Annotated in this window: 14 protein-coding genes and 1 other RNA gene; 5 read left to right on the forward strand and 10 right to left on the reverse strand. The window is 69.8% G+C overall.

Annotated elements, in window-relative coordinates:
* Nucleotides 1–6 precede the first annotated feature (6 nt).
* Nucleotides 7–1,443 (reverse strand): hypothetical protein, encoded by a 1,437-nt coding sequence (locus tag ACWEF2_RS15615; RefSeq protein ID WP_453815691.1) that lies wholly within the window; start codon nucleotides 1,441–1,443, stop codon nucleotides 7–9.
* A gap of 239 nt (nucleotides 1,444–1,682) precedes the next feature.
* Here ACWEF2_RS15615 and ACWEF2_RS15620 point away from each other — a divergent pair, with 239 nt between their 5' ends.
* On the forward strand, nucleotides 1,683–2,777 hold the full coding sequence (locus ACWEF2_RS15620; protein ID WP_453815693.1) for a S1C family serine protease: 1,095 nt from the start codon (nucleotides 1,683–1,685) through the stop codon (nucleotides 2,775–2,777).
* 66 nt (nucleotides 2,778–2,843) lie between these two features.
* On the opposite strand, the gene ACWEF2_RS15625 is transcribed toward ACWEF2_RS15620, so the two are convergent.
* The 6 genes from ACWEF2_RS15625 to ftsE form a co-directional block, all read right to left on the reverse strand.
* Nucleotides 2,844–3,674 (reverse strand): isocitrate lyase/PEP mutase family protein, encoded by an 831-nt coding sequence (locus tag ACWEF2_RS15625; RefSeq protein WP_453815695.1) that lies wholly within the window; start codon nucleotides 3,672–3,674, stop codon nucleotides 2,844–2,846.
* Nucleotides 3,675–3,848: 174 nt separating this feature from the next.
* Nucleotides 3,849–4,233, reverse strand: a transfer-messenger RNA (tmRNA) gene (gene ssrA / locus ACWEF2_RS15630).
* A 198-nt stretch (nucleotides 4,234–4,431) separates the two neighbouring features.
* Complete coding sequence (locus ACWEF2_RS15635; RefSeq protein ID WP_453815696.1) at nucleotides 4,432–6,315, reverse strand: penicillin-binding transpeptidase domain-containing protein; 1,884 nt, start codon at nucleotides 6,313–6,315, stop codon at nucleotides 4,432–4,434.
* A 2-nt stretch (nucleotides 6,316–6,317) separates the two neighbouring features.
* Entirely contained in the window at nucleotides 6,318–6,785 is a 468-nt protein-coding gene (gene smpB / locus ACWEF2_RS15640) for an SsrA-binding protein SmpB (protein WP_355592066.1), read from the reverse strand.
* Between the two features lie 170 nt (nucleotides 6,786–6,955).
* The gene (gene ftsX, locus ACWEF2_RS15645) at nucleotides 6,956–7,864 is read right to left on the reverse strand and encodes a permease-like cell division protein FtsX (protein ID WP_355592190.1); all 909 of its coding nucleotides are present in this window, start codon (nucleotides 7,862–7,864) and stop codon (nucleotides 6,956–6,958) included.
* Between the two features lie 31 nt (nucleotides 7,865–7,895).
* Nucleotides 7,896–8,585, reverse strand: a complete 690-nt coding sequence (gene ftsE, locus ACWEF2_RS15650) for a cell division ATP-binding protein FtsE (RefSeq protein WP_355592064.1) — start codon at nucleotides 8,583–8,585, stop codon at nucleotides 7,896–7,898.
* Nucleotides 8,586–8,820: 235 nt separating this feature from the next.
* On the opposite strand from ftsE, the gene ACWEF2_RS15655 reads away from it, so the two are divergent.
* Nucleotides 8,821–9,012 carry a hypothetical protein gene (locus ACWEF2_RS15655; protein ID WP_355592062.1) on the forward strand — a complete coding sequence of 64 codons (192 nt, stop codon included), beginning with the start codon at nucleotides 8,821–8,823 and terminating at the stop codon, nucleotides 9,010–9,012.
* A gap of 152 nt (nucleotides 9,013–9,164) precedes the next feature.
* Here the strand turns inward: ACWEF2_RS15655 and prfB are convergent, their stop codons facing one another.
* Entirely contained in the window at nucleotides 9,165–10,283 is a 1,119-nt protein-coding gene (gene prfB / locus ACWEF2_RS15660; protein WP_453815699.1) for a peptide chain release factor 2, read from the reverse strand.
* A 97-nt stretch (nucleotides 10,284–10,380) separates the two neighbouring features.
* Here prfB and ACWEF2_RS15665 point away from each other — a divergent pair, with 97 nt between their 5' ends.
* Nucleotides 10,381–11,418: a hypothetical protein gene (locus ACWEF2_RS15665; protein WP_453815701.1), complete on the forward strand. Its 1,038-nt coding sequence runs from the start codon at nucleotides 10,381–10,383 to the stop codon at nucleotides 11,416–11,418.
* An 81-nt stretch (nucleotides 11,419–11,499) separates the two neighbouring features.
* Here the strand turns inward: ACWEF2_RS15665 and ACWEF2_RS15670 are convergent, their stop codons facing one another.
* Both ACWEF2_RS15670 and ACWEF2_RS15675 read right to left on the reverse strand, forming a co-directional pair.
* Entirely contained in the window at nucleotides 11,500–16,377 is a 4,878-nt protein-coding gene (locus ACWEF2_RS15670) for an NAD-glutamate dehydrogenase (protein WP_453815703.1), read from the reverse strand.
* Nucleotides 16,378–17,531: 1,154 nt separating this feature from the next.
* The gene (locus ACWEF2_RS15675) at nucleotides 17,532–18,293 is read right to left on the reverse strand and encodes a TetR family transcriptional regulator (RefSeq protein WP_453815705.1); all 762 of its coding nucleotides are present in this window, start codon (nucleotides 18,291–18,293) and stop codon (nucleotides 17,532–17,534) included.
* Nucleotides 18,294–18,549: 256 nt separating this feature from the next.
* On the opposite strand from ACWEF2_RS15675, the gene ACWEF2_RS15680 reads away from it, so the two are divergent.
* Nucleotides 18,550–20,013 carry an FAD-binding oxidoreductase gene (locus tag ACWEF2_RS15680; RefSeq protein WP_453815706.1) on the forward strand — a complete coding sequence of 488 codons (1,464 nt, stop codon included), beginning with the start codon at nucleotides 18,550–18,552 and terminating at the stop codon, nucleotides 20,011–20,013.
* Nucleotides 20,014–20,092: 79 nt separating this feature from the next.
* A complete protein-coding gene (locus tag ACWEF2_RS15685) occupies nucleotides 20,093–20,731 on the forward strand; it encodes a GNAT family N-acetyltransferase (RefSeq protein ID WP_453815708.1) in 639 nt (212 codons plus the stop codon).
* Nucleotides 20,732–20,734: the final 3 nt, after the last annotated feature.

A 20,734-nucleotide genomic window follows, 5' to 3' on the forward strand; every position in this document is an offset into this window, starting at 1 on the left:
CCGCCATCACAACGGGCGGGCACTGGCCACCAGAGGGGCGATGTCCGCCCAGAGCTGCTTACGCGTGTCCGGTACGGTCACCAGGAGCATCGCGGGCCTGCGGCGGCCGATGTCCAGCAGGGTGAGCGCCGCCTGGGAGGTGCGCTTCCTCCCCTTCAGCACGTAGGTCACCCGGTAGCCGAGCGTCCACCCCTTGCCGATGACCGGCTTCTGCGAGGCGGTCCACTCGACCTTGCCGCCCGCCGGATAGTGGTTGCGGATCGCCCATTTCACCGCGCCCGTCGCCGCGGCGCGGAACTGGGCGTCGGTCTTCAGATCGGCCCGCGGGGTGTCTCCGGGGAGCAGGCCGGAGACGATCATCGTGCTCGGCAGCCGTTCCGTGCCGACCCGCTGACCGACGGAGAACGATGGGATCTCCGAGACCGCCCAGGGCCGCCCCAGCTTGGCATAGGTGATCGCGGCCCTGCTGTCGGTCACCGCGCCCAGCACCGGACTCCGCGTGCCGGGCAGCACCCGCAGCGCCGTCGGCGCGGGCAGACTCGGCAGCGTGATCGGGGACGCGGACGGCGAGGGCCGCACCGTGGCGCCGGTGCCCGCCTGACCGGTCCCGGCCGGGGCGGCGGGCTGGTCGCCGGAGAACAGAACGAAGATGAGGAAGACCGCGAGAGCCGTGACGAGGGCGGCCCCGAAGCTGTAGACGACCCGGATCGGGATGTCCCCGATCCGCATCAGCAGGCTGTCCTTTCTCGGCGCGCTCACCCTGACGGCCCGGGGGGCCGCCCGCGACGCGAAGGGCGGCGGCGGCGAGCCCGGCGTGAGGGACGAGGTGGCGGGACGGGACCGGGGGAGCGGTCCGGCCGGCCCGGCGCCGGGAGGAGTCCTGACGGGCCCCGGTCCGGGGGGCCGGGGCGGGGCGTACGGCCGGGCGGACTCCGGCCCGGAGGTCCTGGGCGGGAAGAACGACCGGACGGGAGCCGGCCCGGCGGGCTCGGGATCCGCGGCCTCCGGCTCGGCGGGCTCCGTCACCACCGACGCGGGCTCGACGGACATCCCCTCCGGAAACCCGAGGGCGGGGAAGAACCAGGCGGACTCCAACTCCCCCTCCCCGGACTCCCCCTCGCCGGACCTGCGCCGGACGGGTCTTTCCCCCACCGGCTCAGAGCTCGCGGGCTCCGGTCCGGCGGACTCCGGTTCAGCGGACTCCGACCCGGCGGGCTCCGGTTGGACGGGGTTCGGGTCGACGGGGTTCGCCGTGGCGGGGGCCGGCCGGGGAACGAGCACGGTCTCCTCGCCGTCACCGATGGGGAACCGGCGGGGCACCCGAGGATTGATCAGCGTGCCGTCCTCGGCACGGATAGCGGGTATGGGCGCCGTAGGCGCGTCGTACGACGGGATGTACCTGTCCTGAGAGCGCCCGGAGGAGTCGCCGCCAACGTCCGCCATGAGCGCCAGGCTATGTCACCTCGCCGGATAGATGGAGCGCATACCATCACACTTCGGCCACGAGGGGCCCGCCGGTCCGGCCGGATCAGCCCTTTCCCCAGGTACGGAACGTCATTCGGCACGGCCCGAGCCGCGAGGCCCCCTCCGCGGGACCCGCCGCCCCCACCCGCTGGACAAGCTTGGCCCCAGCACCCCTCGCGAGACGTATCTTCCACTCTGAGCTGGGAAGATACTCCCGCATGCAGGGATCGAGCGCACGCGTCGCACTGTTCGCCACCATCGTCATGATGCTCACCGGATGCGGTCAGAGCGCGAGATCGCAGCCACTGGGCGCGGATCCGTCGAGCACGGGTACGGCGGCCACGGCACCACCCACCACACCGCCCGGCGCCTCCACCGGCCCCGAGGCCCTGGAGTCCAGATACGAGCAGGTCATCGCCACGGTGCTGCCGTCCATCGTGCAGATCACCACCAAGAACGGCCTGGGCTCAGGCATCGTCTACGACCGCTCGGGGCACATCATCACCAACGCCCACGTGGTCAACCGGGCCAAGGACTTCGAGGTGACGCTCGCCACCGGCGGTGCGCCCCGGAAGGCCAGACTCGTGCAGAGTTTCCGGCTCGGAGACCTGGCAGTGATCAAGGTGGACGACCCCTCGGGGCTCAGGCCCGCCACATTCGGCGACTCCGGAAAGCTGCGGGTCGGGCAGTTCGTGCTCGCCATGGGCAACCCCCTGGGCCTGTCCGGCAGCGTCACCGACGGCATCGTCTCGGCGCTGGGCCGTACGGTCAGCGAGCCGCAGGAGCCCGGAGCACCCGGTGCGACGATCACCGGCGCCATCCAGACCTCGGCCGCGATCAATCCCGGCAACAGCGGCGGCGCCCTGGTCAACCTCTCGAACGAGGTCATCGGCATCCCCACCCTGACCGCCGTCGACCCCGAACTCGGCGGGGGCAGCGCCCCGGGCATCGGCTTCGCCATCCCGTCCAACACCGCCACCGACATCGCCAACCAGATCATCAAGAACGGCAAGGTCACCAACACCCACCGGGCCGCCCTCGGGATCACCGTACAGACCGTGATCGACTCCGAGGACCGGCCCACGGGGGTCGGCGTGGTGCGGGTGTCCCCCGGCGGGGCCGCCGGCAAGGCCGGCATCAGGCGTGGCGATGTGATCGTCTCGATCAACGGCACCGCCACGCGGGACACGCAGGCCCTGGCGGAGATCCTCAGCACCCTCAACCCCGGTGACCGGGCCAAGGTCGAGATCACCCATCTCGACGGCTCCACCGCGACGGTCACCGTGACCCTGGGCGAACTCCCCGGCGACTGAGCACGGGACCCCGCGCTCAGGGCCTGGGCTCGGGGCCTGAGCGCGGGGTCCCGCCCCGGCGGTGTGTCAGCCGCGCAGCAGGGCGTTGAGCTCGTCGTAGTCGAGGGCTCCGGCCAGGCCGGTGTAGGTGCCCTCGGTGAGCAGTTCCCTGGTGGCCTGCCGGGCGGCGGCGTAGGCGGCCGCGACGACCTTGGAGCCCACGCTGACCCGGGCGACGCCGAGCCCGGCCAGTTCGGCGACGGCGGGGGCACCGGGCCCGGCCAGGATGTTCAGCGGTGCCGCGATGGCGCCGGTGAGGGCCGACACGGTCGCCGGGTCGACGACCCCCGGGACGAAGACGCCGCTGGCTCCGGCGGCGAGATAGGCGGTGGCGCGCTCCAGGGTCGCGTCCAGCCGCCCGGCCGGGTCGCCCACGGCGCACAGGTAGACGTCGGCACGCGCGTTGATGTAGAGCGGGATCCCCGCGGCGTCGGCCGCCTGCCGGGCCGCGGCGATCCGGTCGCACTGCTCCTGGACCGGGCGCAACGGCGAGGACCCGTCGTAGCGGGCGTCCTCGATGTTGACGCCCACGGCGCCCGCGTCGAGCACGCCCCGGACGGTCTCGGCGACCCCCTCGGGAGTGTCGGCGAAACCGCTCTCGATGTCGGCGGTGACCGGAACGCCCACGGCGGCGGCGACCCGGGCGACAAGATCGAGGGCACGGTCCCGGTCGAGCCGGTCGCCGTCGGGGGCCCCGAGGCTCCACGCCACACCGGCACTGGTGGTGGCCACCGCCCTGGCCCCCGCCTCCTCGACCAGACACGCGCTGGCCACATCCCAGGCATTGGCCAGGACCAGCACCTCGCCACCCGTGTGCAGCGAGTGAAACAGTTCCGCCTTGTCGCGAAGGGTCGTCATGGGAAGAGTCATCATGAAAGGAGTAAACCAGTTTTGATCAACATCGCCGCCCCGTTTCCAGACCCGCCTTCGCCCGGGGAGAGGCCGGGAAAAGACGGAGGGCGGCCGGCAGGCGACATATCGCCTGCCGGCCGCCCTCCGGCGGTCTGCTCCGTGCGTTCGAACACGGAACGGGGGTGGAGGTGGCGGGAATCGAACCCGCGTCCTTCGACTCCAAGAGAGGGCTTCTCCGGGTGCAGCCTGTTCTGCTTTTCTCAGCCCCGGCGATCACACAGGCAAGACGCCGACGGGCTCAGCCACTGTTTGTTTTCCCGATCTTCCCCGTGGCCGGGTCGATCGGTTGAGCCTCCTAGCGATGCCGGATCCGGGCCGGAGGCGCTCCCGGGCCGGCAGAAGTCACTCGCTGCTTAGGCGGCGAGTGCCAGGTTGCCCTGGCTGACTTCGGAGTGCGTCTTATTGGCACTTATTGGTCGCGGTCACAGTGTTAACGAGGTTATGTCCGCAGTCCTCGACCCGCTTCTCCCCACTTGCAAAGCCAAAGTCGAAACCAGTCACCCCCCTGTTGAGTTGTCAACCCGGCCCCGAGAGGCCGAGCTATCCGAAGATACCGGTTACAACACCGGTAACGCCAACTTGATTCCCATACGGCGGGCGGCGGAGGCCGCCAGCCCGCAACCCCAACCGGTGCCCGGCCACTTGGAAGGACGCCACCGGGACACCGGACGGTTGCTCAGTGTGACGAGAATGTTTCCGGACGTCATATCCCGGCGTGCAGGGCCTGGAAGAACCTGCCGGCGATGGCCGCCCCCGCGGTGGGGTCGCCGCTCTCCGCCAGCACCGCCACCGCCACGTTCCCCTGCCAGCCGACGAACCAGGCCAGCGGCTTGCGCCCCTGTGACGCGGCGGCGGTGACGCCGTGGACCGGGTCTCCCTGGGCCGATGCCGACCGGGCCGAGCCGCTGGTCACCCCGGCGCGCATGAGGGTGCGGAGCGCACTGATCGTCTTTTCGTCGATCTTGACCGGGTCGGGTGACTTCGGCGGCTCGGCCTCGGCCGACGGGTCCGGGCTCTTGGGGTCGGTGACGAGGACCGGCGGGCGCCAGGTGCCCGAGGCGATCGCCCCGGCGACCAGGGCCATGGACAGCGGGCTGACCGAGACGTTCTGGCCGGCGATGGCCCTGGCCGTGGCCGCGTCCGTGGCCGGCGACCTCATCGCGCCGCTGAAGGACTTCAGCGGCAGGGTCCACCGCGCGTCGATGCCGAACTTGGCGGCGCTGGCCGCCAGCTCGGCGCCGTCGATCCTGCGGGCCAGCGCGGCCAGGGCGGTCACGCAGCCGTTGGCGAAGTTGGCCTGGAAGGTCTGCGTGCTCCCGGCGGGCGGACCGGCCTGGTGGAACTGGGCGCCGCCGACGCTGCGGTCGACGGGGCAGGCCAGTTTCTGCTTGGTGCTGAACCGAGCCTTCAGCAGCGCCTCGACAGACATGATCGAGAAGGTGGTGCCCGCGGGGAACCTCCCGGCCAGGGCGTCCTTCTCCTGGTGATACTCCTTGGTGCTGCCGACGGCCCACACGTTGCCGGTCGAGGCCTGGACCGCGACCAGCATGGCGGGCGTGCTGCCGAGCAGCGCGGCGTCGGCGGCCTTCTGGGTGGAACTGTCGAGGGTGGTGCGGACCGGCGAGGTGGACCGGCTGGGCCGCCACTTGCGCAGCTCGGCCACCTGCTCGTTGGTCTTGAGATCCACCGTGATCACCCGGGTCTCGGTCGATCCGGTCAGGTGCTCCTGGTAGGCCTTCTGCAGCCCGGTCCTGCCGACCGTGTCGCCGGCCCGCTGCGGCCCGCCGAGCTGCTGCTCGGTCTCGGGGGTGACGGCGGTGACCATGCCGACGATCTGGGCGGGGGAGTCGGGCGCGACCGGCTGCTTCGGCGTGGAGACGCTGACGCCCTGGATGGCCACCAGCTTGTCGCGGAGCTGGGCGAACTTGGCGCGGCCGAAGGTGACCAGGGGGACCTGCACGTTGGGACGGGCGGACCGGATCCGGCTCAGCAGGCGGTCCTGCGGGAAACCAGTGATCTTGGAGAGCTGCCTGCAGACCGCGACGTCGTCCTTCAGCGTGGCCGGGACGACGTTCGCCACGTACAGTGTCGCCTCCTGCTGGAGCGGGTCGTTCTTGCGGTCGAGGATCGGCTTGCGCCCCTCGGGGATGACGTCCACCGCGAAGCGCTGGCCCTCGTGCAGCTGGGGGTGGAGCACGCTGGGCGACCAGTGCACCTTCCAGTGGCCGTTCACCAGGTGGAGCGGGAGCTTGCCGGTGTACTCCCACAGGGGGTTGTTCTCCCCCAGGTCGACCTCGGCCTCGAAGTCCGCCTCGGACTCGTCGCCCGCGCGCCTGAGCCCCTTGACCGTGAAACGGAACGAGGCCGCGTCAAGCTGAACCTTGGCGTCCTCCAGGGCCCTGCGGACCACTTTCTCGTCCCCGTCGGTGCGCCGGGCGGCCGCGGTGTAGTTGCCCGTCTGCCAGCCGACCAGAAAGTCACGCACCGCCTCGTGGGCCGAGGGCTCCTCGAAACACGCGGACAGCATGGGGACCGTCGTCACCAGCGCGAGCGCCGCGGCGACGGTCCGCCGAGCCTTCCCCGTCACAATTACCTGTTCCTGTGCCTGAGCGCGCGAGCCATCTCGCGCTTGGCCTGATTCTCGGCCAGAGTCTGCCGCTTGTCCCAGTCCTTCTTACCCTTGGCGAGACCGATCTCGATCTTGGCCTTGCCGTCCTTGAAGTAGATCGCAAGCGGCACCAGGGTAAGACCGCCGTCCTTGGTCTTGGAGACCAGCTTTTCGATCTCCTTACGGTGGAGCAGGAGTTTCCGGGTGCGACGCGCCGCGTGGTTGGTCCACGTCCCCATCGTGTACTCGGGGATGTGGACGTTGATCAACCAGGCTTCGCCGTCCTTGATGACGGCGTATCCGTCAACGAGGGAGGCCCGGCCGAGGCGGAGCGACTTGACCTCGGTGCCCTGTAGCACGAGACCAGCCTCGTAGGTGTCCTCGATGTGGTAGTCGTGCCAGGCACGCTTGTTCTGGGCGATGACCTTCCGCCCGGTCTCACGTGGCATGCCCCGAGCCTACCGGCGCCACACGGGACATTCTCCTGCGCGGTGGGCATCCGCGCCTCACCGGGAACGCCGTGGCGCGGGGAATTCCAAACCCTCCGACGCCTTACCGGGGAAAAGGGCGCAAGGCGTCGGCCGACCGGCTCCGCGGCGGTTCGGATTCCGCTGACGCGTCAGACCTTCAGATAACGGCGCAGGGTGACGAACGAGGCGACGACACAGATCAGGACGCCGGTGAACATCGTCCCGATGATGACCTGGGCCACGTCGTTCCAGGTGAGCTGGGTGCCCGCCGCCAGGCTGATCTGCAGGTCCTCGAAGAGGAACACCTTCGTCACGATGAGCAGCACCGCCGACACGACACCGCCCAGCAGGCCGGAGATGATGCCCTCCATGACGAAGGGCAACTGGATGTACAGGTTGGAGGCGCCGACCAGTCGCATGATCCCGGTCTCACGCCTGCGGTTGTAGGCCGACAGGCGGACGGTGTTTCCGATGAGGAGAATCACCGCGAGCACCAGGAAGCCGGCGATCACCAGGGCGAACCAGCGGATTTTCTCCATGAACTCGAAGAAACGATCCAAAATCTTACGCTCGTCCACCACGGCTGAAATGCCCTGAGCGCTTTTCAGTGAATCGATCACCGCGGTATACTTTTCCGGATCCCTCAGCTTGATTCGGAAGGACTCGGGCATGTCCTGGACCTGAATCGCCTCAAGCATGATGGTGTTCTCGGCGTACATGCTCTTGAAGTTCTCGTAGGCCGCCGCCGCGTTCTCGAAGTCGACCTGCTGAACCTCGGGCATGGCCTGGATCATTTTCATCAGATCCGTTCGCGCCTGCGCGCTCACACCGGCGCTGCCCTTGCAGGAGGGGAAGGCGTCGTTCTTCTTGCACAGGAAGGCCGACACCTCGACCTTCCCCGACCAGAAGCTTCTCATGTTCGCGACCTGAGAGTTGATCATCAGGCCAACGCCCAGCAAGGCCATGCCGATCGCCACGGTCACGATGACCGCGATGGTCATCGTGAGATTACGGCGGAGGCCGATCCAGACCTCAGAGAAGATGAAGTTTGCCCGCATGCTCTTCCTGTCGCTTTTGCCGGTCCTGGTGTCAGTACGCCTGGCCGTACACGCCACGCGACTGGTCTCGGACGATCTTGCCGTCCTCCAGTTCCACTACGCGCTTGCGCATGGAGTCGACGATGGCCGCGTCGTGGGTGGCCATGACGACGGTGGTACCCGTTCGGTTGATCCGGTCAAGCACCTTCATGATGCCGATGCTCGTAGCCGGGTCGATGTTTCCCGTCGGCTCGTCCGCCAGGAGGATCATCGGACGATTCACGAACGCGCGGGCCATGGCGACCCGCTGCTGCTCGCCACCGGACAGCTCGTCGGGCATCCGGTGGGCCTTACCCTCAAGCCCCACCAGTTCGACGACCTCGGGCACAACCTTACGGATGAACCGGCGCGGCTTGCCGATGACCTCCAGGGCGAACGCGACGTTCTCGTACACGTTCTTGTTCGGCAGCAGCCGAAAATCCTGGAAGACACAGCCGATACGGCGGCGCAGGTGCGGGATCTTGAAGTTGGAGAGTCGGGCGAGGTCCTTGCCGGCCACGTGGATCGCCCCCGAGTTCGGGCGCTCCTCCTTGAGGACCAGGCGCAGGAAGGTCGACTTCCCGGACCCCGAGGGGCCGACGAGGAACACGAACTCGCCCTTGTCGACATCGACGCTGACGTGGTCCAACGCGGGCCGGGTCTGGTTCGCGTAGACCTTGGTGACATTATCAAAATGGATCACGGGCGCATCACGGCATGCCAGTCTAGGGGTTAGGACGGTCGCGGTGGTGGCAGAGGTTCACTTCCGCCTCTCGCCTGCCGGGGGGCGCCGGTCTTGACTCTTGATCGACGTTCCGGTTGGCCGAAGCCCAGTCTAGGGGGAAGACTGGCATGGAACGTCCATAACAGAAACAAAACGATTCGGCGCCCGGTAACGACCACATAAAGTAGTTCTGACCTAGGAGCGGGAGGCTCTCATGAGCTGTGAAGACCTCGTCTGCGCCCGGTGCGCCCACCCCGTCGCGGAGGGTCGCTGCCCCCAGTGCCGGGCCTACCGTGATCGAATGCACCATCAGGGCCTCGGCGGCATGACCCCGGCGATGCTCTCGCTGCTGTTGCTCGCACTGCTCTTCCTCACCCTCGCGCTGAAGCACCTCACCGGCACCTAGAGCCCCCCGGGGACGCCCGGAGACGTCCGGCGGAGGCGTTTCAGGCATCCCGAGGGCGCCCGCCGGGCACGGAGGACACCTCCCCCACCGGAAAAGGAGAGCCCGCGGCCGCACCGCCGAGGCGCCGCCCGCCGTCGCGGGCCGCCGCGTTCCTACCCGTCGACGCCCGACTCCTGACGACGGATCCACCGGATCTCCGACTCGATGAACTCGTCGAGGTCGCCGTCGAGCACCGCGCTCGGGTTGCCCGCCTCGGTGCCCGTCCGCAGGTCCTTGACGATCTGATAGGGGTGCAGCACGTAGTTGCGGATCTGGGTGCCCCACGAGGTGGTGGACTCTCCCCGGATCTCGTTGAGCGCGGCCGCCTCCTCCTGCCGCTTGCGCTCCAGCAGCTTGGACTGCAGGACCGCCATCGCGGTCGCCTTGTTCTGCAGCTGGGAGCGCTCGTTCTGGCAGGAGACCACGATGCCGGTGGGCAGGTGGGTCAGCCGGACCGCGGAGTCGGTGGTGTTGACGCCCTGGCCTCCGGGGCCGGAGGAGCGGTAGACGTCGACCCGCAGGTCGTCCTCGTTGATGTCGATGTGGTCGGTCGTCTCGACGACCGGCACCACGTCCACCCCGGCGAAGGAGGTCTGCCGGCGGCCCTGGTTGTCGAACGGGCTGATCCGCACCAGGCGGTGCGTGCCGTGCTCGCCCCGGAGGGTGCCGTAGGCGTAGGGCGCCTTGACCGTGAAGGTGGCCGACTTGATGCCGGCCTCCTCGGCGTAGGAGGTCTCGTAGACCTCCGTCGGGTATCCCTTGCGCTCGGCCCACCGGATGTACATCCGCAGCAGCATCTGTGCCCAGTCCGCGGCGTCCACGCCACCGGCCTGGGAGTTGATCGTGACGACCGCCTCACGGGCGTCGTACTCGCCCGAGAGCAGGGTGCGGACCTCCAGGGCGCCGATGTCACTCCTGAGGGACGCCAGCTCGCGGTCGGCCTCCTCGCGGGTCTCCTCGTCGTCCTCGGCGGCGGCGAGCTCGTACAGGACGCCCAGGTCCTCCAGCCGGCGCCCCAGGGACTCGACCCTGTTGACCTCGCCCTGGAGGTAGGAGAGCTTGCTGGTGACCTTCTGGGCCCGATCCTGGTCGTTCCACAGGTCGGGCGCGGCGGCCTGATCCCCGAGCTCCTCGATCTGCTTGCGCATCACGTCGAGGTCGAGCACGTCCTGAACGCTGTTCAGGGTGCCGACAAGCTCGTTGATCTCTTCTGCCGGATCGATGACTGCCACGTCTGTAAAGGGTACGCGACCGGCGAACCCCGTTGTGTACGGCCCGCACCCCCGCCATGGCTAGCATGGGCGCCGAGGAGATCGTGAGGAGGCGGACGTGCGAGGACGTGGGCGACGGGGGCTGCTCGCGCTCACCCTGGTCCTGGTGACCGTCACCGCGGCGTGCTCGGATTCCGGCGACTCCGCCCCGAGGCGGAGCCTGCCGACCACCGGCGCGGCCTCCACCCCCGCCGCCCTGGCCGGCCCCCCGGTCACCCAGGCGCAGGCGGGCCGGGCGCTGGCCGGCCTCCTCGGCGCCGAGGGGGTGCTGGGCAGTGCCGGGCCGCATCTGGACGCCGATCGCAGGAACGTCCTGGCGCAGACGCGCGACGCGCAGGAGGCGCTCACCTCGGCCGCCTTCAACGGCTCGGCCGACGACTTCCCCCGTTACACCTGGGGCAGTCCGCGACTGCTGATCCCCCGGGAGCAGCGGGCCCCCTTCTGGTTCGCCGCGATCGTGGATCGGGAGGACGAGGCAGGCAAGGTGCGCACCGCCATACTGACCGTGACAAAGTACGGCGAGCGCTCCTGGTACCTCAGCTCCACCTCACTGCTGGAGCCGGGCACGCGGGCGCCGGAGGTCGCGAAGGACGCGCAGGGTTACGCCACCGCGCTGGACGACGACGATCCGACCACGGCGATCAGCCCCCGGCTCATGGCGCCGCTGCACGCGACCTCCGCCGAGGAGGGCACCGCGGGGTTCGCCGCCGGGCTGATCGAGAAGGGGCCGCACACCACCGGCTACGCCGAGGAGATCGCGGGCAGGCGTCCGAAGTACAAGACCGACTGCCTGGGCTACGACTCGATCTTCGGTGCGAGCAACTACCCGGTGCACGCGCTGCGCACCGTCGACGGCGGCGCCGTGGTGATGTACTCGCTGGTCAGGACCACCACCGTGACCTCCAAGATCGAGCCGTGCGCGGAGATCAGGGTTCCGCCGAACGCCGAGAAGCTGGCCTCGGAGCCCGGCGCCCGCAAGGAGTTGCGGACCGTGGAGACGCAGCAGTACGTGAGCACCGTCCCGGCGAAGAACAGCCGCAGGCCGGCCAGGGTCATCGGCTACCTCGGCGGCGTCACCAAGGTGTTCGCCAACTGATCGGCACCGGCCCCGAGGTCGCGAGACCCCGGAGCCCCGGAGGCGGGCCGGACCCCTCGGGGGGATCCGGCCCGGCTCAGGTCACCGCTCGCTGTGCGGGAGGCCGGTGGAGGCCACCAGCGTGCGGATGGCGCGCAGCGCCACCGACAGTGTGGCGAGGTCGAAGTTGTCGCTCTCCCAGATCTCCGACAGGGTCTGCCGGGACCGGGCGACCGCCGCCGAGTTGGCCTTGGTCCAGCGCGCCAGCCGCTCCTCGGGGGTCAGTCCCGGCGTGCTGTGCGCCAGGACGTCGCGGGTGAGTGAGGCGTGCGCGGCGTAGAGGTCGTCGCGGAGCGCGGCCCTGGCCATGGAGTTCCACCGGCTGTCCCTGGGCAGCGCGATCACGCGCTCACGCAGCCTGGCCACCTGGAGCCGGTCGGCCAGGTCGAAGTAGACCTCGGCCACCTCGTTCACCGGACGGCCGGTCTGCGCGGCCACCTCGACCAGGTCGAAGGTGGAGTAGGCCGGCACCATCGCGGCGACCCGCTCGGCCATGTCCCCGGGCACGCCCCGGGAGACGAAGGCGTCGCGCCGCTCCTCGAACCCCGCCAGGTCGGATCCGGTCAGCAGCTTGGGCAGGTGCGGCAGGAGGCCGTTCATGCCCTTGGCGAAGAAGTTCACCGTGGAGGCGAGGTCCAGCGGCGCGCGCCGGTTGCCGAGTAGCCAGCGGGTGCCGCGCTCGGCGAGCTTGCGGGCCTCCAGCTCCATGGCGATCTGGGTGGAGGTGTCCACCTTGTTGTCCAGCGCCTCGATCTGCCGCCAGAAGCTCGGCAGGTCGAAGACCTCACGGGTGACCAGGTAGGCGCGGGCGATGTCCGGGGTGGACGCGCCGCTCTCCTCACCGAGGCGGAACATGAAGGTGGTGCCGCTGGAGTTGACCAGGTCGTTCACCACCCCGGTGGTGATGATCTCCCGGCGCAGCGGGTGGGAGTCCATGTAGTGGCGCATGCGCTCGCGCAGCGCCGACGGGAAGTAGGACACCAGCCAGGAGGCCAGGTAGGGGTCGTCGGGCAGGTCGGAGCCGAGGATCTCGGCGTCCGCCACCAGCTTGGTGTAGGCCAGCAGCACCGAGAACTCCGGCGCGGTCAGCCCGAGCCCGGCCTGGCGCCGCTCGGCGAGCGCCTTGTCCGTCGGCAGGAACTCCAGCTCACGGTTGATCAGCCCGGCCCGCTCCAGCTTGCGGAGCTGGCGCGAGTGGATGTGCAGCATCTCGGACGCCTGCGCGCGGGCCGCGGCCAGCACCACGTTCTGGTCGTAGTTGTCGCGCAGGACCAGTCTGGCGACCTCGTCGGTCATATCGAGGAAGAGCTGGTTGCGCTGCTTGTCGGTGAGCTCGCCGTCCCGGACCGCCCGGTCCAGCAGGACCTTGATGTTCACCTCGTGGTCGGAGGTGTCCACCCCCGCGGAGTTGTCGATGAAGTCGGTGTTGACGAGCCCGCCGCCGCGCGCGAACTCTATCCGGGCGAGCTGGGTGAAGCCCAGGTTGCCGCCCTCGCCGATCACCTTGCAGCGCAGTTCGGAGGCGTTGACCCTCAGGCTGTCGTTGGCCTTGTCGCCGACGTCGCCGTGGGACTCGCTCGACGCCTTGACGTAGGTGCCGATGCCGCCGTTCCAGAGCAGGTCCACCGGGGACCGCAGGATGGCGCTGATCAGGTCGTTGGGGGCCAGCGACGTCACCCCGTCGGCGATGCCGAGCGCGACGCGCATCTGCGGCGACACCGGGATCGACTTGGCCGTGCGCGGCCAGACCCCGCCGCCGGGCGCGATGAGCGAGGCGTCGTAGTCCTCCCACGAGCTGCGCGGCAGCGCGAACAGCCGGGCCCGCTCGGCGTAGCCGCGCGCGGAGTCGGGGTCGGGGTCGACGAAGACGTGCCGGTGGTCGAAGGCCGCGATCAGCCGGATGTGCTGGGAGAGCAGCATGCCGTTGCCGAACACGTCACCGGACATGTCGCCGACGCCGGCCACGGTGAAGTCGGTGGTCTGGATGTCCACACCGGCGGTGCGGAAGTGATACTTGACCGACTCCCAGGCACCTCGGGCGGTGATGCCCATTCCCTTGTGGTCGTAGCCGATGGAGCCGCCGGAGGCGAAGGCGTCGCCCAGCCAGAAGTCGTACTCCTTGGCGACCTCGTTGGCGATGTCGGAGAACTTCGCGGTGCCCTTGTCGGCGGCGACCACCAGGTAGGTGTCGTCCTCGTCGTGCCTGACCACGTCGGCGGGCGGGACCACCTGGCCGTCGACCAGGTTGTCGGTGATGTCCAGCAGGCCGGAGATGAAGGACCGGTAGCAGGAGACGCCCTCGGCGAGCACCTCCTCACGGCCGCCCGACTTCGGCGGGTTCTTCACCACGAAGCCGCCCTTGGAACCGGTGGGGACGATGACGGTGTTCTTCACCATCTGCGCCTTCACCAGCCCGAGGACCTCGGTACGGAAGTCCTCCATCCGGTCCGACCAGCGCAGGCCGCCTCGGGCGACCTTGCCGAAGCGCAGGTGCACGCCCTCGACCCTGGGCGAGTAGACGAAGACCTCGAACTTCGGCCGGGGCAGCGGGAGCACGCTGATCGACGGCGAGTCGAACTTCAGGCTGATGTACGGCTTGCGCTCGCCGTCCACCGTCTGGAAGTAGTTGGTCCGCAGGGTGGCGTTGATCATTTCCAGGTAGGCCCGCAGGATGCGGTCCTCGTCCAGCGACGCGACGTCGTCCAGGGCGCCGAAGGTCTCCTCGTTCAGCGCCTCGCTCAGGTCCGAACGGACGTCGCCGGCGCGCCGGGGGTCGAGCCTGGCCTCGAACAGCCGCACCAGCAGCCGCGCGAGCCGTACGTTGCCGAGCAGCACCCGCTCGATGTAGTCCTGGCTGAACGTGGTCCCCGCCTGGCGCAGATACTTGGCGTAGACCCGCAGGATCTCGGCCTGTTCCCAGGTCAGCCCGGCGGCCAGGACGAGCGCGTTGAATCCGTCGCTCTCCACCCGGCCCCGCCACAGCGCGCCGAAGGCGTCCTGGAACAGCCGCTTGAACTCGTCCCTGTCCACCTCCGACGAGGGGGTGTAGCGCAGGCCGAAGTCGTAGATCCAGGCGTCCTTGGTCGCCGGGTCGTTGTCCCGGTCGATCTCGTACGGCCGCTCGTCGACGACCTCGACGCCCATCCGCTGGAGCAGCGGCAGCACGTGCGAGAGGGAGATGGACGCACCGATCCGGTAGAGCTTGAACCGGCGCTCGCCCTCCGCGGCGTCGTAGGGTTCGTAGAGGTTCATCCCGATCTCGTCGGGCGATCCGGCGAGCGCCTCCAGGCGACGCAGGTCGGCCACGGCCGTGCTGGCCGGGAAGTCGGCCTTGTAGCCCTCGGGGAAGGCGTTGGCGTACCGGCGGATGAGCGCGGGGGCCTCCTCCTGGGGGCTCAGCTCGGTGATGGCGTCCGCCAGGTCGTCGTCCCAGGAGCGGGTGGCCGCGGCCAGATCGGCCTCCAGCTCCTCCACGTTCACCGTGTCGGCGCTCAGCGGCTTGCCCCGCTCACCGCGCACGACCACGTGCAGCCGGGCGAGGGCGGACTCGCCGATCATCGCGCTGTAGTCGAAGGAGGCCCCGCCGACCGCCTTGAGCAGGATCTCCTGCATCCTGATGCGGATCTTGGTGGTGTAGCGGTCACGCGGGAGGTAGATCAGGAAGGAGATGTAGCGGCCGTAGTCGTCCGGCCGGAGGAAGACCTTGACCTGCTTGCGCTCGCGCAGCCTGAGCACGCCGAGCGCTATCGGCATCAGCTGCTCCACCGAGGTCTGGAAGAGCTCGTCCCGGGGGAAGGTCTCCAGTATCTCGATGAGGTCCTTGCCGTCGTGGCTGTCGGGGGCCAGCCCGGCCAGGTCGAGGACCTCGGCCAGCTTGCGCCGGAGCACCGGGATACGGGAGATCGACTCGCTGTAGGCCACGTGGGTGAACAGGCCGAGGAAGCGCCGCTCACCGACGACCTCGCCCCTGTCGTCGAAGAGCTTCACGCCGACGTAGTCGAGGTAGGCCGGGCGGTGCACGGTGGCACGGGTGTTGGCCTTCGTGATGATCAGCATCTGCTGCTTCTCACGGGCCTTGGCCCGCAGCTCCGGGGGGAGGGCGGCGAAGCTCTCGGACCCCGCCTTGTCGTGGCGGAGTATGCCGAGACCGGTCCCGGGCATCGGGCGCAGCGCGTCGCCGCCCTCGCCCGTCTCCAGCCGGTACTCGCGGTACCCCAGGAAGGTGAAGTGCCCGTCGGCCAGCCAGCGCATCAGCTCCAGGCTGTCGGTCACCCCCGACGGGTCCAGCGGCGGCGGGTTGACCGACACGTCCTCGGCGGTCTGTACGGCGAGGGCCTGCATCTTGGTGAAGTCCTCGACGGTGTAGCGCACGTCCTCCAGGACCCGCTGCAGGTCGGTCTCCAGCTGCTTGAGCGTGGCCGGGTCGGACTGCCGGTCGATCTGGAACTGCATCCAGGACTCGACGAGCACCTGTTCGGCGTCGTCCTCCGTGGCCAGGCCGCGCAGGGCCCCGGCGACGTCCCTGCGCACCCGCATCTGGGGGTGGACGACCCGGCGCGCGGTGATCCCGTGCCGGTCCAGTTCCATGGTCACCGAGTCGACCAGGAAGGGCATGTCGTCGGTGACCACCTCGACGACGGAGCAGCCGGGCTCCCAGCCGTGCTTCTCCATTTCCGGCGTGTACGCCCGCACCAGGGCCCGGCCCTGGGGGCGCCGTTCGGCGAGTCGCCGCTGGGCCCTCGCCGGGCCGTACACGTCGACCGGGTCGCGGCTCAGCAGGTCCTCTGGCGCGACATGCCGGTAGTAGAGCCTGAGAAAACCGAGTGCCTGCTCATCACTCACGTGGTTGCCGCCGGGCATGCGCGCGCAGATCTTCGCGGCACTCCTCAGCAGCTCGTCCTTCGCCTCGTCGAGCGGCATGTCGCTCTCACTCCTTTGTGAGGGATTTTTCATATTTTGATGGGATTCACGATGAAACTCGTCGTTCCCACGGCGGGGAAAGTGAAGTGGGCGTGCGCGCCCGGCCGGATGAGGCACCCCGTCGAAACACCTCTACCCAGCTTCATACCGATACGTCACCCGGCCAATGTGTGACATGTCCGCCATAGGCAGCGGTCTTGTCATGGTGGGCCGGTCTTCGGCCAGTTGCCGTGGGTCGTGATGGACCCTCGGTGCCTCGCCACCGTCAGCGCAGGACCGAAGATCCCCTGGTCGGGGACGGCGGATCCTTGCTGGGAGAGGGCGGTGAGACAAGCATCCCACATGGTGGGCTGGGAGGGGCGGTGGCACCGCCGGGCGAGTCCGGTCTTACCGGTGCTCCCCTGCCGGGCTTCACCGGTGTGTCCCGGACGGATCGCGTTCCCCACCGGCGTGGGGAACCCGGTTCCGCGGAACCCGCCGGGCCGAGCCGGCCGGTCCCTGAGGTCCGGCGGTCTCATCGTCCCAAGCACCTCGAACCGCCCCAGGGGAACCCTCGGACCGGAGCGATGGGACGAAATCACCCACTGCTCGCCGAAACTTCGCCCATCGGGCATGGCCCGTGGCACAACACCTCCAGCGGCCATCTACCTCGATCCCCGTTGACCGAAGCATGCCGCCGCTCTTGATACCACCCGAAAAGCTGCAAAACGTCAACGTGGTCCGGTCGTCGCCGAGGTCCCGGAGGATCCGGCCCGACGACACCCGGCGGCTTCGGAAGCCCGCCCATCCCGGAGGCCCGGTACGCAGCCGATCCAGGGGATCAGGCTCCGCACGGACCGCAGGGTCACCCCTGCCCGGCGAGGGCCGTGGAAGGCCCGCATGTCTCGCAAACCGTACGAACCCGCAACGGGTGGGCCCGACGACTCCGCAGTGTTCCACGTACGGCTCACACTCGCGTGCTGTCTCAAAAAAACATCTCAAAAGGCGTCTCAGAACGATGTCTCAGAACGGTGTCGCAAAAAGGCCGCCGAGGGCACTCGGATCCAGGGGACGTCCGGCACCTCCTTCGGCGGGGGCCGAGGGGACACGACGGGCCCGGAGATCCGGAAGGACCGGAAGGACCGGAGCGGCGCGGCCCTCAGGCGGAGGAGGCCTCAGCGGTGCGGGTCGGTGAGGGGCAGGTGCCGGTACACCGTGGCGCGGGACACCCCGAGTGCGGCGGCGATCTCCGCCACGGTGCGCGAGCCGCCCGCGTGCATCCGCCGCGCGGTGTCGATCATCTCGGGGCTCATCACGCCGGGCCTGCCGCCCGTCCGGCGGCGCGGCTCCGGAGGGACGCCGAGGTCCGGTGCCGCCGCCCCGCGCTCCCGGGTGGCCTCGCCGAACAGCCCGCGCACGCCAGCCAGCACCTCCCGCCTCAGCGATTCGGTGGGCGTGCCGGCGAGGAGGACGACCGGGTCGCCGAGCATGGCGACGGCCTGCGCCGCGCGCACCCGCTCCGCCAGGTCCGGATCGGGCCCCGCCACCAGGCGTCTCACCTCGCCGGAGACCCGGACGAAGCGGTGGGAGACCGGATCCCCGGTGAGCGAGGCGAGGTCGTGAAAGATCGGGCGCAGCACCCGCCGGTGGGTGAGATACGCCTCCAGCACCCCCTCGACCACCTTCCGGCGCGTCTCGCGCGGATCCGGCCCGGCGGCGGCGGTCACGGCCGCCTCCAGGTCGCGGACCAGGGGTTCGGCCAGCGCGGCCAGGATGTCGGCCTTGGCGGGGAAGTGGTAGAGAACCGCGGTCTTGGTCAGGCCCAGCCGCTCGGCGATCCTCCGCACCGGCGTGCGCTGGTAGCCGTACCGGGCGAAAAGGTCGAGCGCCGCCCGCAGGATCCTCACACGGGTGTCCGGTGAGGTCGTCTCGCCCACGGGACGAGCCTAGCGCCCTCCTGACCGCCGGTCGGCAACCCGGGGTGACATTGCTGACCACCGGTCAGTGGCGGAGGCTCCAAGGAAGATCAACAACAGACGGCCGGGACGATAAAAGCTGATCTGTCCCACCGGATGAACCGACTCTTCCGACAAAAGATCCACACATCATCAAAGTGATACGAATGTGACCAACCAAGCGGGCTCTCCGGCCGTCTCACCGGGCAGGCAATACCAACCCATCGGGGAGACGATCATGCGGCCCGCTCCGGACAGGCGGACATTCCTTCGAGCCGGCGGCCTGGCCGCTCTGACCCTGGGGGCCGGATCCCCCGCCTGGGCGGCCCCGGCCCCGTCCGACTGGAACGCCCTGGGCCGAGGGCTGGACGGCAGGCTCGTCCGGCCCGGCGACGCCGTCTACGACACGGCCCGCCGCCTGTTCAACCCGGCCTTCGACGCGGTACGGCCGGCAGGCGTGGCCTACTGCGCCCACCCCTCGGACGTGGTGGAGTGTGTGAACTTCGCCCGCCGGACGAACGTGCCGCTGGCCGTACGCTCGGGCGGCCACTCCTACGGCGGCTGGTCGACCGGGACCGGCCTCGTCCTCGACGTCTCCCGGATGAACAAGGTCACCCGGACCGCCGGGCGCGCGACCGTCGGCGCGGGCGCCAAGCTCGTCGACGTCTACGACCGGCTCGCCGCGAGCGGGGTGAGCATCCCGGCGGGGACCTGCCCCACGGTGGGGGTCAGCGGGCTGACACTGGGCGGCGGGATCGGCGTGGTGTCCAGAAAGTACGGCCTGACCTGCGACGCGATGGAGTCGGTCCAGCTCGTCACGGCCGACGGCCGGCTGCTGACCTGCGACGCCGACCACCACCCGGACCTCTACTGGGCCTCACGGGGCGGGGGCGGCGGCAACCTCGGCGTGGCGGTCTCCTTCGGTTTCCGAACCCACGCCACCCGCGAGGTCACCGTGTTCTTCCTGCACTGGCCATGGGCGAAGGCCGCCAGGGCGCTCCGGGCGTGGCAGTCCTGGATGCCCACGACACCCGACGAGATGTGGTCCACGATGCATCTCGGCAACGACGGCGGGATGGACGTGCAGGTCGGCGGGCTCTACCTGGGCGGCAGAGCGGCCTGCGAGCGTCTGCTCGACCGGCTGGCGGACCGGATCGGCCCGGTCTCCACCACGTTCGTCCGGCAGACCTCCCACCGCCACGCCATGATGATCATGGCGGGCTGTTCCACGCTCTCGGTCTCCCAGTGCCACCGGCCGGGCTCCCTGCCGGGGCAGACCCGGGACGGCAGGCTCAGCCGGGACAACTTCCGCGGCAAGTCGCACATGGCCTACCGCCCGCTCTCCGAGGCGGGCGCCAGGGCGCTGGTCGCCGAGGTCTCCCGTCCGGGCAACCACACGGTGCTCCTGGACGCCCTCGGCGGCGCGGTCGGCAGGGTCGGCCCCGAGGCGACAGCCTTCCCGCACCGGAATGCCCTCTACAGCGTCCAGTACTACGCCCACCGCGCCGGAGCGGCCGGATGGGCCAGGAACGCGCACGCCGCGATGCGCCCCCACTTCGGCGACCACGCCTACGTCAACTACGTCGACCCCGAGCTGAGCGGCTGGCGCGCGGCCTACTACGGGGCCAACGCCACCCGCCTCGCCCGCGTCAAGGCGGCCTACGACCCCGGCCGCCTCTTCCGCCTCCCCCAGGGCATCTGAACGCGGCGGAGGGAGGCCGGGGCTCCACCTGCCGTAATTGAGTGGACCCGCACGGGGACGGGTCGGCAGGATCGAAGGCATGCGCAACTGGCCACTCTTCGGGCTCCGGGTGACCACCCCTCGCCTCGAACTCCGGCTTCCGTCCCTCGACGACCTGGACGCCCTCGGCGACCGCGCCGCCGAGGGCGTCCACGCCCCGGGCTCCCTGCCGTTCCTGACCCCCTGGAGCGAGGGGGAGCCGGCCGAGCGGGCCCGGGGAACCGTCCAGTTCCACTTCCGCCAGTGGGGCGCATGGTCTCCGGAGAAGTGGGACTGCCCCTTCGTCGTGGTCTTCGACGGGCAGATCGTCGGCACCCAGGGGCTGGCGGGCGTCGACTTCGCCGTCACCCGGGAGGTCTCCAGCGGCTCCTGGCTCGGCCGCCGGTTCCACGGCCTGGGCATCGGCACCGAGATGCGCGCGGCGGTACTCCACCTGGCCTTTCACGGCCTCGGGGCCCACTACGCCACCTCCGGGGCGTTCGCCGACAACCCCGCCTCCCTGGCGGTCTCCCGCAAGCTCGGCTACACCGGTGACGGAGTCCAGATCCACAACCGGCAGGGGAAGCCCGTGGAGACGCTCCGCCTGCGCCTCTCCCGCGACGACTGGACCACCCCGCCGGGGTTCGAGATCCACGGCCTCGCCCCCTGCCTTCCCCTCTTCGGCGCCACCCCGGCCTGATCG

Source organism: Streptosporangium sp. NPDC004631 (assembly GCF_053601935.1).

Bases quoted from the DNA above. Each gene is read 5' to 3' on its own strand.
- ACWEF2_RS15615 (WP_453815691.1), bottom strand. From the start codon at position 1,443: ATGGCGGACGTTGGCGGCGACTCCTCCGGGCGCTCTCAGGACAGGTAC.
- ACWEF2_RS15620 (WP_453815693.1), top strand. From the start codon at position 1,683: ATGCAGGGATCGAGCGCACGCGTCGCACTGTTCGCCACCATCGTCATG.
- ACWEF2_RS15625 (WP_453815695.1), bottom strand. From the start codon at position 3,674: ATGACGACCCTTCGCGACAAGGCGGAACTGTTTCACTCGCTGCACACG.
- smpB (WP_355592066.1), bottom strand. From the start codon at position 6,785: ATGCCACGTGAGACCGGGCGGAAGGTCATCGCCCAGAACAAGCGTGCC.
- ftsX (WP_355592190.1), bottom strand. From the start codon at position 7,864: ATGCGGGCAAACTTCATCTTCTCTGAGGTCTGGATCGGCCTCCGCCGT.
- ACWEF2_RS15655 (WP_355592062.1), top strand. From the start codon at position 8,821: ATGAGCTGTGAAGACCTCGTCTGCGCCCGGTGCGCCCACCCCGTCGCG.
- ACWEF2_RS15670 (WP_453815703.1), bottom strand. From the start codon at position 16,377: ATGCCGCTCGACGAGGCGAAGGACGAGCTGCTGAGGAGTGCCGCGAAG.
- ACWEF2_RS15680 (WP_453815706.1), top strand. From the start codon at position 18,550: ATGCGGCCCGCTCCGGACAGGCGGACATTCCTTCGAGCCGGCGGCCTG.
- ACWEF2_RS15685 (WP_453815708.1), top strand. From the start codon at position 20,093: ATGCGCAACTGGCCACTCTTCGGGCTCCGGGTGACCACCCCTCGCCTC.